This window comes from Cellulomonas algicola (assembly GCF_003851725.1).
Classification (GTDB): Bacteria; Actinomycetota; Actinomycetes; order Actinomycetales; family Cellulomonadaceae; genus Cellulomonas; species Cellulomonas algicola.
In genome coordinates this window covers 1-13,019 of the sequence record NZ_BHYL01000092.1, presented here as the reverse complement: position 1 = coordinate 13,019, position 13,019 = coordinate 1, and the positions used below count along the sequence as shown (strand labels likewise).

General features: G+C 72.4%; 13 protein-coding genes. 12 read left to right on the top strand and 1 reads right to left on the bottom strand.

Features of this window, described 5'->3' with window-relative positions; translation table 11 throughout:
* Positions 1–40: 40 nt before the first annotated feature.
* From mmsA to CTKZ_RS06835, 11 genes are all read left to right on the top strand, one after another.
* The gene (gene mmsA, locus CTKZ_RS06885; protein ID WP_124342260.1) at positions 41–1,588 is read left to right on the top strand and encodes a multiple monosaccharide ABC transporter ATP-binding protein; all 1,548 of its coding nucleotides are present in this window, start codon (positions 41–43) and stop codon (positions 1,586–1,588) included.
* Positions 1,585–2,817, top strand: a complete 1,233-nt coding sequence (gene mmsB / locus CTKZ_RS06880) for a multiple monosaccharide ABC transporter permease (protein WP_124342259.1) — start codon at positions 1,585–1,587, stop codon at positions 2,815–2,817. Before mmsA ends, mmsB begins: the two co-directional genes overlap by 4 nt.
* A 39-nt stretch (positions 2,818–2,856) precedes the next feature.
* Positions 2,857–4,062: an ROK family transcriptional regulator gene (locus tag CTKZ_RS06875; protein ID WP_124342258.1), complete on the top strand. Its 1,206-nt coding sequence runs from the start codon at positions 2,857–2,859 to the stop codon at positions 4,060–4,062.
* 78 nt (positions 4,063–4,140) lie between these two features.
* On the top strand, positions 4,141–4,926 hold the full coding sequence (locus CTKZ_RS06870) for an ATP-binding cassette domain-containing protein (RefSeq protein WP_124342257.1): 786 nt from the start codon (positions 4,141–4,143) through the stop codon (positions 4,924–4,926).
* A gap of 193 nt (positions 4,927–5,119) precedes the next feature.
* Positions 5,120–5,809, top strand: coding sequence for a cell division ATP-binding protein FtsE (gene ftsE / locus CTKZ_RS06865; protein ID WP_124342256.1), 690 nt, complete (start codon positions 5,120–5,122; stop codon positions 5,807–5,809).
* A 9-nt stretch (positions 5,810–5,818) separates the two neighbouring features.
* Positions 5,819–6,733, top strand: coding sequence for a permease-like cell division protein FtsX (gene ftsX, locus CTKZ_RS06860; protein ID WP_124342255.1), 915 nt, complete (start codon positions 5,819–5,821; stop codon positions 6,731–6,733).
* 2 nt (positions 6,734–6,735) lie between these two features.
* Positions 6,736–8,031: a peptidoglycan DD-metalloendopeptidase family protein gene (locus tag CTKZ_RS06855; RefSeq protein WP_124342254.1), complete on the top strand. Its 1,296-nt coding sequence runs from the start codon at positions 6,736–6,738 to the stop codon at positions 8,029–8,031.
* Between the two features lie 141 nt (positions 8,032–8,172).
* Positions 8,173–8,643, top strand: a complete 471-nt coding sequence (gene smpB, locus CTKZ_RS06850; protein ID WP_124342253.1) for an SsrA-binding protein SmpB — start codon at positions 8,173–8,175, stop codon at positions 8,641–8,643.
* A gap of 74 nt (positions 8,644–8,717) precedes the next feature.
* On the top strand, positions 8,718–9,479 hold the full coding sequence (locus CTKZ_RS06845) for an alpha/beta fold hydrolase (protein WP_124342252.1): 762 nt from the start codon (positions 8,718–8,720) through the stop codon (positions 9,477–9,479).
* Entirely contained in the window at positions 9,476–10,225 is a 750-nt protein-coding gene (locus CTKZ_RS06840; RefSeq protein WP_235843379.1) for an esterase/lipase family protein, read from the top strand. Before CTKZ_RS06845 ends, CTKZ_RS06840 begins: the two co-directional genes overlap by 4 nt.
* A gap of 117 nt (positions 10,226–10,342) precedes the next feature.
* A complete protein-coding gene (locus tag CTKZ_RS06835) occupies positions 10,343–10,666 on the top strand; it encodes a contact-dependent growth inhibition system immunity protein (protein WP_124342251.1) in 324 nt (107 codons plus the stop codon).
* Between the two features lie 40 nt (positions 10,667–10,706).
* Here the strand turns inward: CTKZ_RS06835 and CTKZ_RS06830 are convergent, their stop codons facing one another.
* Positions 10,707–11,768 (bottom strand): ATP-dependent DNA ligase, encoded by a 1,062-nt coding sequence (locus tag CTKZ_RS06830; RefSeq protein WP_124342250.1) that lies wholly within the window; start codon positions 11,766–11,768, stop codon positions 10,707–10,709.
* 410 nt (positions 11,769–12,178) lie between these two features.
* On the opposite strand from CTKZ_RS06830, the gene CTKZ_RS06825 reads away from it, so the two are divergent.
* The coding region (locus CTKZ_RS06825; RefSeq protein ID WP_200829663.1) for an ALF repeat-containing protein at positions 12,179–13,019 on the top strand (841 nt) is incomplete at its 3' end.

Below are 13,019 nucleotides of genomic sequence, written 5' to 3'. Positions count from 1 at the left end.
GGGCCCGCACGGCCGTGACGGACCATCGAGCGAGGGGCACATGACCACCGACCACATCCTCGAGATGCGGAGCATCACCAAGAAGTTCCCCGGCGTGATCGCGCTGGCGGACGTGAACCTCTCGGTGAGCCGCGGCGAGGTGCACGCGATCTGCGGAGAGAACGGCGCCGGCAAGTCGACGCTGATGAAGGTGCTCTCGGGCGTCTACCCGCACGGCACCTACGAGGGCGACATCGTCTTCGACGGCCAGGTCGTGGAGTTCAGGGGCATCCGGGACTCCGAGCACCACGGCATCGTCATCATCCACCAGGAGCTCGCGCTCAGCCCGTACCTGTCGATCGCCGAGAACATCTTCCTCGGCAACGAGCAGGCCGAGCGGGGCGTCGTCGACTGGAACAAGACCAACTCCGAGGCCGCGAAGCTGCTCGCCCGCGTCGGCCTCGACGAGCGTCCCGACACCAAGATCGTCGACATCGGCGTCGGCAAGCAGCAGCTCGTGGAGATCGCCAAGGCGCTCTCCAAGGAGGTCAAGCTGCTCATCCTCGACGAGCCCACGGCGGCGCTCAACGACGAGGACTCCGCGCACCTGCTCGGCCTCATCGACGGGCTGCGCGAGCACGGCATCACCTCGATCATCATCAGCCACAAGCTGAACGAGATCGAGGCCATCGCCGACACCACGACGATCATCCGCGACGGCAAGACCATCGAGACGCTCGACATGCGCGGCGCCGACAGGGTCAGCGAGGAGCGGATCATCCGGGGCATGGTCGGGCGCTCGCTCGACAACCGGTTCCCGGACCACACGCCGAACATCGGCGAGGAGGTCCTGCGCATCGAGGACTGGACCGTCCACCACCCCATCGACCAGACCCGCAAGGTCGTCGACAGCGCGTCGCTCAGCGTGCGCCGCGGGGAGATCGTGGGCGTCGCCGGCCTCATGGGCGCGGGGCGCACCGAGCTCGCGATGAGCCTCTTCGGCCGCTCCTACGGCGCCCGCGTCAGCGGCCGCGTCTTCAAGGACGGCAAGGAGATCGACCTCCGGAACGTCGGGGCGGCCATCCGGCACGGCATCGCGTACGCGACCGAGGACCGCAAGCGGTTCGGCCTCAACCTGATCGACACGATCCAGCACAACGTGTCCGCGTCCGCGCTCGGCAAGCTCGCGCGGCTCGGCGTGGTGGACCGCCGGCAGGAGGAGAAGGTCGCCGAGCGGTACCGCAAGGAGCTCAACATCAAGACGCCGACCGTGTCGGCGCTCGTCGGCAAGCTGTCCGGCGGCAACCAGCAGAAGGTCGTGCTGAGCAAGTGGATCTACGCCGATCCGGACGTGCTCATCCTCGACGAGCCCACGCGCGGCATCGACGTGGGAGCCAAGTACGAGATCTACGGGATCATCAACCGGCTCGCGGACGCGGGGAAGGGCGTCATCGTCATCTCCTCCGAGCTGCCGGAGCTGATCGGGATCTGCGACCGCATCTACGCGCTCAGCCAGGGACGGGTCACGGGTGAGGTCGCCCGCGACGACGCCACGCAGGAGCGCCTCATGCAGTACATGACCATGGAGAAGGACGTGACGGCACGATGACCACGGACACCAACCTCGCACCGGCGGCCCCTCCGGGGTCGAAGCCGCGCGTGCCGCTCTCGCAGCGCATGCAGGGCCTCGGTGGGAACGCTCGCCAGTACGGCATCTTCGGCGCGCTCGTCGTGATCGTCCTGCTGTTCCAGGTGCTCACCGACGGCAAGCTGCTGCTCGCCAACAACGTCGCGGCGCTGTTCCAGCAGAACGCGTACGTCATGATCCTCGCCATCGGCATGGTCATGGTGATCGTCGCCGGGCACATCGACCTGTCCGTCGGGTCGGTCGTCGCGTTCGTCGGCGGCATCGTCGCGGTCACCATGCGCGACTTCGACATGCCGTGGGTCGTCGCGATCCTCATCGGCCTCGCGGTCGGCGGCGTCGTCGGCGCCTGGCAGGGGTTCTGGGTCGCGTACGTCGGTATCCCCGCGTTCATCGTGACCCTCGCGGGCATGCTCGTCTTCCGCGGCCTCGCGCTCGTCATCGTCGGTGAGACCGTCGCCGGCCTGCCGTCGCAGTTCATCGCGATCTCGAAGGGCTCGTTGCCGAACTTCCTCGGGTTCGCCAGCAACATGGACGTCGTGACGCTCCTCATCGGGGCGCTCGCGATCGTCGCGATCGTGGTCTCGCAGCTGCGGGCACGCTCGTCGCTGCGCAAGCACGAGCTGTACGTCGAGCCGCTCGGCGCGTTCGTCGCCAAGCTCGCGCTGATCGCGATCGGCATCGGCATCCTCACGGTGATCCTGTCGTTCTCCGCGGGCGGCACCCCGATCGTCCTCGTCATCGTCGGCGTGCTCGTCGTCGCCTACACGTTCCTCATGGGGCGCACGGTGTTCGGCCGGCACATCTACGCGATCGGCGGCAACCGCCTCGCGGCCGGCCTGTCGGGCGTCAACACGCGTCGCGTGGACTTCTGGATCTTCGTGAACATGGGCGTGCTCGCGGGTGCGGCGGCCATCGTGACGACCGCCCGTGCCGGTGCGGCCATCGCGGCGGCGGGCCAGAACTTCGAGCTCGACGCGATCGCCGCGTGCTTCATCGGCGGCGCGGCGGTCACGGGCGGCATCGGCCGGATCTCGGGCGCGATCGTCGGTGCGCTCATCATGGGCGTTCTCAACATGGGTCTGTCGATCATGTCGGTCGACCCGTCCTGGCAGATGGCGATCAAGGGGCTCGTGCTGCTCCTGGCGGTCGCGTTCGACCTGATCAACAAGCGGCGTGCCGGGACGCAGTAGCGTCCTGGCGGTCCCGACGGCGCGGTAGGTTCTGGCCCCGTGAGCAGGCGAGCAGCGGCAGCCGGCTCGCAGTCGTCCCTGCGCGAGGCCAACCGCGTCCTCGTCGTCGAGACCGTCAAGCGGTACGGCGGGCTCACCCAGGTCGAGCTCGCCACCGCGACCGGCCTGTCGCAGGCCACGGTGTCGACGATCGTCCGCGAGCTCCTCGCCGCGGGCGTCGTCGACACCGCCAACACCACCCGCAGCGGGCGGCGTGCCCAGATGGTCACGCTCGCCCGCCGCGTGGGTCTTGCCGTCGGTGTGCAGGTCGGCCACCGCAGCCTGCGGGTCGTGCTCGGCGACTTCACGCACGAGGTGATCGCCGAGCAGTCCCTGCCGCTCCCCGCCGGCCACCGCGTCGACACGAGCCTCGACCGCGTCGCGCTCCTGGTCGTCGACCTGCTCGAGCGCGTCGGCGCGACCCTCGAGGACGTCGTCGGCCTCGGCGTCGGCCTCCCCGCCCCCGTCGACTCCTCGACCGGCATGGTCTCGGTCGCGGGCCTCATGCCCGGCTGGGACGAGGTGCACGTCGGCCAGGTGCTGTCCAAGCGCCTCGGACGGCCCGTCTACGTCGACAACGACGCCAACCTCGGCGCCGTCGCGGAGTCGACCCTCGGCGCCGCGCGCGAGTTCGGCGACTCCGTGTACGTGCGCGTCTCGCACGGCGTCGGCGCGGGCATCGTCATCGGCGGCCAGCTGCACCGCGGTGCGGGCGGGACGGCGGGGGAGATCGGCCACGTCCCGGTGCGCTTCCCGGGTGAACCCTGCCGCTGCGGCAACAGCGGCTGCCTCGACACGGTCGCCGGCGCGACGCCCCTCCTGGGCGGGCTGCGCGACAGCCACGGCGTGCTCGCGTTGCGCGACGTCGTGCAGCGCGCCAACGAGGGCGACCAGCGCTGCGCGCAGGCCGTCGCCGACGTCGGCTCCCTCGTCGGGACGGTCGTCGCCGGGCTCGCGACCGCCGTGAACCCGCAGGTCGTCGTCGTGGGCGGCGAGCTCGCCGACACCGGCGAGGTGCTGCTGCGTCCGATGCGCGAGGCCATGCGCCGGCACGTCCTGCCCAACCAGCTCGTCCCGCTCGACGTCGTCGGCGCGTCGCTCGGCACGCGGGCCGAGGTGCTCGGCGGCCTCGTCCTCGCCCTGCAGTCGACCGACGTCCCGCTGCGCGTCGACGCCGACGAGGTGGGCCTGGTGGAACAGGCATGAGGGCCCGGCGGGTTGACGCAGGCGCACCATGGTCATTCACTGCACGTATCACGTGCCCGACGGGGAGCAGGTGAACAGATGAGCAGCGACGTCCCCCTGCTCTCGATGCGCGGCATCACCAAGCGGTTCGCCGCGGTCGAGGCGCTCGTCGGCGTCGACCTCGACGTGCACGCGCACGAGGTCGTCGCGCTCGTCGGTGACAACGGGGCGGGCAAGTCGACGCTCGCGAAGATGGTGTCCGGCGTGCTGGCCCCCGACGCGGGGTTCATCGAGATCGCCGGCGAGCAGGTCACGATCCCCACGCCGACCGCCGCGCGCGGGCTCGGCATCGCGACGGTGTTCCAGGACCTCGCGCTGTGCGAGAACCTCGACGTCACGTCCAACCTGTTCCTCGGCCGCGAGCTGCGGCTCGGCGCGTCGCGCGACGACTCCCGCATGGAGCAGATCGCCCGCCAGGTGCTGCGCGACCTCAACAGCCGCATCCCGTCGGTGCGGTCGCCGCTGTCGAGCCTGTCGGCGGGGCAGCGCCAGTCCGTCGCGATCGCCCGCACCCTGATCGGCAGCCCGCGGATCGTCGTGCTCGACGAGCCGACCGCGGCGCTGTCCGTCGCGCAGACCGCCGAGGTGCTCGTGCACATCGAGCGCCTGCGCGACCTCGGGCTCGGCGTCATCCTCATCTCGCACAACATGACCGACGTGCGCGCGGTGTCGGACCGCATCGTCGTGCTGCGGCACGGGCGCAACAACGGGACGTTCGACGCGGCGGCCGTGTCGCACGAGACCGTCCTCGCGGCGATCACGGGCGCGACGAGCGCCGAGCTGACGCCGCGGTCGCTGCCCCCGCTGTCCCCGCTGCTCCGCTGACCCGGTCCGCCCCGCACGCGCGACCGGCCCGGTTCGGGGTGTTCGTCCGGGTCGTCCCGCGCGTCGTCGTCCCGGGCGACGAACTCACAGGATGCGTGCGGCGTGTCACACGGGGGGTGGCCCCGCGCCGCTGCCTACGCTCGACGAGGCCAGCAGCAGCACCCCGTTCCCCGACCCTGGCCGCACCGGTGCAGTGATCCGATTCGAGAACGTCACCAAGGTCTACGCGCGCGGCGCCCGCCCCGCGCTGGACCGCGTGTCCCTGGACGTCGAGCGCGGCGAGTTCGTCTTCCTCGTCGGCGCGTCCGGCTCCGGCAAGTCCACGTTCCTGCGCCTCGTGCTGCGCGAGGAGCGGGCGTCGGCCGGTCGGGTCTTCGTCGCCGGCAAGGAGCTCGGCACGCTGTCGTCGTGGCGCGTGCCGCACCTGCGCCGCCAGATCGGCGCCGTCTTCCAGGACTTCCGCCTGCTGCCCAACAAGTCGGTGTTCGAGAACGTGGCGTTCGCGCTGCAGGTCATCGGCAAGCCGCGCCACCACATCCTCACGACCGTCCCCGACGTGCTCGAGATGGTCGGGCTGTCCGGCAAGGAGAAGCGTCGGCCGCACGAGCTCTCGGGCGGTGAGCAGCAGCGCGTCGCGATCGCGCGCGCGTTCGTCAACCGGCCGAGCATCCTGCTGTGCGACGAGCCCACGGGGAACCTCGACCCGACGACCTCCCTGGGGATCATGCGCCTGCTGGACCGCATCAACCGCACGGGCACGACGGTCGTCATGGCGACGCACGACGACGAGATCGTCGACCAGATGCGCAAGCGCGTGATCGAGCTCTCGACCGGCCAGATGGTGCGCGACCAGTCGCGCGGCGTCTACGGCTCGGACCGCTGAGGGGGAGCCGTGCGCGTCCAGTTCATCCTCTCGGAGATCGCCCAGGGCCTCCGTCGCAACCTCTCGATGACGGTGTCCGTCATCCTCGTCACCTTCGTCTCCCTCACGTTCGTCGGGTCCGCGGCGCTGCTGCAGCTGCAGATCGGCAAGATGAAGGACGACTGGTACGACAAGGTCGAGGTCTCCGTCTTCCTCTGCCCGCAGAACTCGTCGGAGCCGACGTGCGCGTCGGGCGAGGTCACCGACGAGCAGCGCGCCGACATCCGGACGGCGCTCGACGCCCCCGAGATCGCCCCCTTCGTCGAGCACGTGTACGAGGAGACGAAGGAGCAGGCGTTCGCCGCGTTCCAGGAGCAGTTCGCCGACCAGTTCTGGGCGTCCGCCGCGACGGCCGACGACATGAACTCGTCGTACCGCATCAAGCTGACCGACCCGCAGAAGTACCAGGTCGTCGCCGACGTCGTCTCGGGGCGCCCGGGCGTCGAGGAGGTGCAGGACCAGAGACGGCTGTTCGACAAGCTGTTCCTCGTGCTCAACCGCGCGACGCTGCTCGCCGGGGGGCTCGCGGCCGTCATGCTGCTCGCCGCGGTCCTGCTCATCACGACGACGATCCGGCTGTCCGCGCTGAGCCGCCGCCGCGAGACCGGGATCATGAAGCTCGTCGGGGCGTCGACCATCTTCATCCAGCTGCCGTTCATGCTCGAGGGTGCGCTCGCCGCGACCGTCGGCGCGCTGCTCGCCGTCGGCGGCCTCTGGCTGGGGGTCGAGTACCTCGTGACCGACTGGCTCGGGGCGTCCGTCGGCTGGATCCCGTACGTGAGCACCGCCGACGTGCTCGCCGTCGCGCCCGCGCTGATCGCCGTCGCGATCCTGCTCGCGGCGATCTCGTCGCTCGTGACCCTCAGCCGCTACACGAAGGTGTGACCGTGGCCCGTCGTCGTCTGCCCGCCGTGCTCGCCGCGTTCGCGCTCGTGGCGGGGATCGCCGTCGCGTCGCCCGCGCTCGCCGACCCGATCGACGACCGCCGCAAGGCCGCCGAGCAGCGGGCCGCCGCGAACGCGAAGGCGCAGGCCGACGCCGAGGCGGCGATGGAGGGCCTCGACGCGAACCTGCAGGCCACCGCCAGCAGGCTGCTCGACCTGCAGGCGCAGATCCCCGCGGCCCAGGCGAAGCTCGACGAGGCGAAGGCCGCGCTCGAGAAGGCGCAGCGCGAGGCGGCGCTCATCGCCGCACGGCTCGTCGACGCCCAGGAGCAGCAGGTCACGCTCTCCGCCAAGATCCAGACGGACACCGACGAGGCCGCCAAGATGCGCGCGGCGATCGGGCAGATGGCGCGCGAGGCGTACCGCGGCGGGGGAGAGGTGTCGGGCGTCAGCGTCATCCTCGACGCGCAGAGCACCGAGGACTTCGTCCAGAAGTACGGGCTCGTCTCGACCGCGCTGCGCACGCAGGCGCAGGTGCTCGACGCGCTCAAGGCCGCCGAGGCCAGCAACCGCAACGCGCAGGCGCGGCTCGACGCGGTCGAGGACCGCATCGCCGAGCTCAAGGCCGAGGCCGACCAGAAGGTCGTCGAGGCCGACCAGGCGCGGGAGGCCGCCGCGGACGCGAAGGCGAGCCTCGACGCGCTCGTCGCCGAGCAGCAGGCGCAGCAGGCGTCGCTCGAGTCGCAGAAGTCCGCGCTCGCCGCCGCGCTCGCGCAGATGGACGCCGAGGCCAAGGCCATCGAGAACGAGCTGCGCGCCGCGATCGAGGCGCAGCGCGCCCGTGACGCCGCCGCCGGCAGGCCGCAGCCCGCACCCGGGCCCGTCGGCGGGGGTCTGTTCGGCAACCCCACGAGCATCAGCCCGATGTACGTGACCTCCGAGTACGGCATGCGGCTGCACCCGACCCTCGGGTACGTGCGCCTGCACGCCGGGATCGACCTGCGCACCTACTGCAACACCAAGGTGTACGCGGGCCGCGCCGGCACCGTGACCTGGGCGAAGACGCGCTTCGGGTTCGGCAACCAGGTGATGATCGACAGCGGGTTCGTCAACGGCAACGCCGTGTCCGCGTCGTACAACCACCTCACGTCGTTCGCGGTGGCGACCGGTCAGCGCGTCGAGCGCGGGCAGCTCATCGGCTACTCGGGCAACACCGGGACGTCGGCCGCGTGCCACCTGCACTTCGAGGTGTACGTCAACGGCGCGACGACGAACCCGCGGCCGCTGCTCGGCCTCTGACGGTCCCGCGGCTCCCGTCCGCTGCGCCGGTGGCGTAAAGCGGTGGTGGGTCCCGGGGTGGCGGGTAGGCTGCTGCGGCACTGCTGAGCGGCGGGCGGCGATCGTCGCCCCGCTCGACGAACGACGGACGGAGGCCGGGACGTGGCCAAGGAGACAGGGCGCAAGCTCGTGGCCGCGAACCGCAAGGCCCGGCACGACTACACCATCGAGGACGTGTTCGAGGCCGGCGTCGTCCTCACCGGCACCGAGGTCAAGGCGCTCCGCGCCGGGCGCGCGTCGCTCGTCGACGGCTGGTGCGAGATCGAGGGGTCCGAGGCCTACCTGCACGGCGTGCACATCCCGGAGTACTCGCAGGGCACCTGGACCAACCACGCGCCGCGGCGCAAGCGCAAGCTGCTGCTGCACCGCGAGGAGATCGACCGGCTCGAGTCCCGCACGCGCGAGAAGGGCCACACCATCGTGCCTCTCGCGCTGTACTTCCTCGACGGCCGCGCGAAGGTCGAGATCGCGCTCGCCCGCGGCAAGAAGGACTGGGACAAGCGCCAGGCCCTGCGCGAGCGGCAGGACAACATGGAGGCGCAGCGCGCCATGCGGGAGCTTCGCGACCGCTGAGACGTGGTCCTTCTCACCCGTCCGGACGCGTCCCTCGCCGTGCGTCCGCACGTGCGCGCGACGACGATCAGGGCATGACCACGAGCGCTGCCCGCACCACCTCGGCGCTCCCGTGGGCGATCGAGCAGCACGGCAGCCCCCGTGGGACGACGACGCAGGTGCTCGTGCACGGCATCGGCGTCTCCGCCCGGTACTTCCGCCCTCTCGCACGCGCCCTCTCCGCCGACGCGCACGTCCTCGTGCCCGAGCTGCCCGGCTTCGGGCGCTCGCCCCGGCCCGACGAGGCCCCCAGCATCTCGGAGCTCGCGGACGGGCTCGTCGAGCAGCTCGCCGCGCACGGCGTCCGGCGCGCCGTCCTCACGGGTCACTCGATGGGGGCGCAGGTCGTGGCCGAGGCCGCGCGCCGGCACCCCGACGTCGCGGAGCGCGTCGTGCTGCTCGGGCCGGTCGTCGACCCGAGCGCGCCCACCGCCGTCGCGCAGGCCCTGCGGCTCGCGAGGGACTCCGTGCACGAGCCGCTCCGGGCGAACGCCATCGTCTTCAGCGACTACCTCCGGGCGGGCGTCCGGCGGTACGCCCGGCAGCTGCCCCACATGCTCGACTTCGCGACCGACGCCGCGGTCGCCGAGACCCGCTGCCCAGTGGTCGTCGTCCGCGGCGCGCGCGACCCGATCGCGTCCGACGCGTGGGTCCGCCGGCTCGCCGACACCGCCCCCGACGGTCGCGCGCTCGTCGTGCCGGACGCCGCGCACGTCGTCCAGTACGCGCAGGCCGCCGTCGTCGCGGAGGTCTGCCGCGGCGGGACGTCGAGCGGCGCGCACGTGGTCCGGTCGTGACCACCTCACCGCCGCCGCCGGACCGGCCCGGGAGCGACGCCCTCGGCCGCGCCCTGCCGGGTGACGTCGTGCGGCGCACCTGGTGGCGCGTCGCCGACTACGCCTACGCGGGGTGGTACCAGGTGCTCGGCGTGCTGCACCCCGGCGAGCCCGACCGCTACCTGCAGCCCGACCGGCCGACGACGCCCGAGGTCGTCCTCGTCCCCGGCGTCATGGAGCCGTGGCCGTTCCTCCAGCCGCTCGCGCACCGGCTCTTCCAGGCCGGGCACCCGGTGCACGTCGTGCCCGGCCTCGGCTACCACGTGCAGGACCTCGCCGAGGCTGCCCGGGTCGTCGCCGAGCTGATCCTCGACCGCGACCTGCGCGACGTCGTCGTCGTCGCGCACTCCAAGGGCGGGCTCGTCGGCAAGCGGCTGCTCAGCGAGCCCGCCGTCGCCGACCGGGTGTGCGGCGTCGTGGCCGTCGCCACACCGTTCGCCGGGTCCCGGCTCGCCCGGCTCCTCCCGCTGCGGTCCCTCCGGATCTTCCGACCCGACCACCCCGACATCGTCGGGCTCGCGCGCGTCGTCGACGTCGACGAGCGCATCGTCTCCGTCTTCTCGCGCTGGGACCCGCACGTACCCGAGGGGTCGATGCTCGCCGGTGCGCAGAACGTCGAGCTGCGGACCCCCGGTCACTTCCGCGTCCTCGCCGACCCGGACCTGCCCGACGTGGTCCTCGACGCGGTCCGCCGCCTCGCCCGCTGACGATCGCGGGCGCCGCTCGCGGGCCGGGGTGCGGTCACCGCGCCGATGACGAGCGCTAGGGTGCGGCGACGAGCCGCCGAACAGCGGCGACGGGGTGTGCTGAGCCGAGGGGGCCGGGTGGGGCAGAGTCACGGGCGGCGCCGTCCACGTCCGCGGGACGACATCCGCTATCTCGCCGAGGCCTACTTCCACCAGGACCACGACCTGGACGCGGACGACCCCCTCGACGTCGTCCGCGCGTTCGTGCGGGCCGAGGGGGAGGAGGTCGTCGGTGGCCTGCGACGCGAGATCGTCCGGCTGCTCGACGACGCCGGCGACGGTGAGGTGCCGGCGTCGGCCTGGATCGTCTCGACCACCGTCTCCTACGACCCGCGGCGTGACGGCGTCTCGATCAGGGAGTGGTTCGACGCGATCGTCGCGGTCGTGGACGGCCGTCGCTAGACCCGCTCTCCGTGCGGCCGCCGGGTACCGCCTCGGCACGTCAGCGGCCGAGGATCTCCGCGAGGTCGAACGTCACGGGGGTCTCGAGCTGTGCGTACGTGCACGACTCGGGGTCACGGTCCGGGCGCCAGCGGCGGAACTGCGCGGTGTGCCGGAACCGGTCGCCCTCCATGTGGTCGTACGCGACCTCGACCACGAGCTCCGGCGACAGCGGCACGAACGACAGGTCCTTCGTCGCGTTCCACCGGCTCACCGCGCCCGGCAGCCGGTTGCCCGCGTGCGCCTCGGCGTCCGCCCAGCGCCCCCACGGGTGCTCCGCGAGCGACACGTCCCGGTACGGCGCGAGGTCGTCGAGCAGCGTCTTGCGGCGCGCCATCGGGAACGACGCGCTCACGCCCACGTGCTGCAGGTCGCCCGCCTCGTTGTAGAGCCCCAGCAGCAGCGACCCCACGACGTCGCCGGACTTGTGCCAGCGGAACCCCGCCACCACGCAGTCGGCGGTCCGCTCGTGCTTGATCTTGAACATGGCCCGCTTGTCCGGCTGGTACGTGCCGTCGAGCGGCTTCGCGACGACCCCGTCGAGTCCCGCACCCTCGAACCGGGTGAACCAGTCCTGCGCCTCCGCGAGGTCGCCCGTCGCGGGCGTCACGAACACCGGGTCGCGCGCGTCCTTCAACGCGTCGACGAGCGCCGCACGCCGGTCGCCGAACGGTCGCTGCGTCCAGTCGTCGTCGCCCAGCGCCAGCAGGTCGAACGCCACGAAGCTCGCGGGTGTCGTCCCGCTCAGGAGCTTCACGCGGCTCGCCGCCGGGTGGATGCGCTGCTGCAGCGCGTCGAAGTCCAGCCGGTCGCCCGTGACGACGACGATCTCCCCGTCCAGGACGCACCGCTCCGGGGTGTTCGCCTTGATCGCCTCGACGAGCTCCGGGAAGTAGCGCGTCATCGGCTTCTCGTTGCGGCTGCCGAGCTCGACCTCGTCGCCGTCGCGGAACACGATCGTCCGGAACCCGTCCCACTTCGGCTCGACGTGCCCCACGTCGGGGATCGTCGGGACGGACTTCGCGAGCATCGGAGCGACGGGCGGCATCACGGGCAGGCGCATGGCCCCATCGTGCCCGCCCCCGCCCACACCGGCCGGTCGAACGGGTCCGGCGCCGCGGTCCTCCTGCGGGCGGCACCGCTGCCGCGATCGTGCGGCAGCGGTGAAGTTGTTCACCGCCACGACGTCCGAATGCCGCCGAACGTGGTCATGGAGTGGTTAACATCCGTCGCCGAGGGGTATGTCTCGCTCGCCGCAGGACGCTCGTCCCGCGGCCGGGATGCCCCCTCCGTCACGTCCCGGTGCTGCCGACAGCGATGTCGCCCTGCCTCTGGCCGTGCTGGTCCGAGCGGGTCCTGGTCGATGTCGTCGGTGCTGGGTGATCGCGGTCGTGGTGGCGGGGAGCCACGACGGCCGCGCCGGAGGGGGAGTTCGTGGCACGCATCGGGTGGCGAGCGCTGTGCGCTGGTGTGGTGGCGGTGGTCCTGGGCGTCACGCTCGGCACGACCCCGGCCCTGGCGGCCGAGCCTGACGAGGTGCTGGAGGCGCGCCCCTGGGTGGTCTCCCTGCTCTCGACGGGCACCCCGTCGGTCCGGCGGGCCGCCGAGGCCGCGCTGGTCGGCTCCGACGCCGACCTGCGCACGTTCGTGGAGTCCGGCTTCGGCACCGCCGTCGCCGCGGACTACCGGGTGTCGGCGCAGGTGCTCGCCGGCACCGACGGTCCCGCGCTCCGGTCGGCCGCGACCGCGGCGCTCGCCGGGTCCGCCGAGTCGCTGCGCGCGTTCGTCGACGGCGGGTACAAGACCGCGTGGACCGCGGACGAGCGTCTGCGCGTCGCCCGGGCGCTCGACGCCGGAGGGCCGGCGACCCGGGCCGCGGCGCAGAAGGCGCTCGCGGGAGACGCGGAGGCGTGGTCCGACTTCCTGTCGACGGGGCTCCCGCTCGCCCAGGCCGCCGACGAGCGGCTCATGGTCGCGACCATGCTCGCCGGGGCGCCCAACAGCTCGGGTGCCGCGCTCGACGCGGCGGCGCAGTCGGCCCTCGCGGGCACCCCCGAGGAGCTCCACGAGTTCCTGGTGCACGGGCAGGACGTCGCCCGGGCACGTGACCAGGAGATGGCGACGGTCCGCGGCCTGACCGAGAAGGCCCGGCAGGCCGGGCAGGTCACGGCGACCGAGGCAGCCGCCGCGTCGGAGGCGTCCGCCCGTGCCGTCAGCGCCGCCGAGCAGGCGAAGGCGGCCGCGCAGCGCGCGCTGGACGAGGCTCGCGCGGCGGGCGGCGCGGCGCAGGGGGCGTCCGCGGCGGCAGGTCGCG

What these genes read in the sequence shown, in the direction of transcription:
- mmsA (WP_124342260.1), top strand. Translation starts at nt 41, where the DNA reads ATGACCACCGACCACATCCTCGAGATGCGGAGCATCACCAAGAAGTTC.
- mmsB (WP_124342259.1), top strand. Translation starts at nt 1,585, where the DNA reads ATGACCACGGACACCAACCTCGCACCGGCGGCCCCTCCGGGGTCGAAG.
- CTKZ_RS06870 (WP_124342257.1), top strand. Translation starts at nt 4,141, where the DNA reads ATGAGCAGCGACGTCCCCCTGCTCTCGATGCGCGGCATCACCAAGCGG.
- CTKZ_RS06845 (WP_124342252.1), top strand. Translation starts at nt 8,718, where the DNA reads ATGACCACGAGCGCTGCCCGCACCACCTCGGCGCTCCCGTGGGCGATC.
- CTKZ_RS06830 (WP_124342250.1), bottom strand. Translation starts at nt 11,768, where the DNA reads ATGCGCCTGCCCGTGATGCCGCCCGTCGCTCCGATGCTCGCGAAGTCC.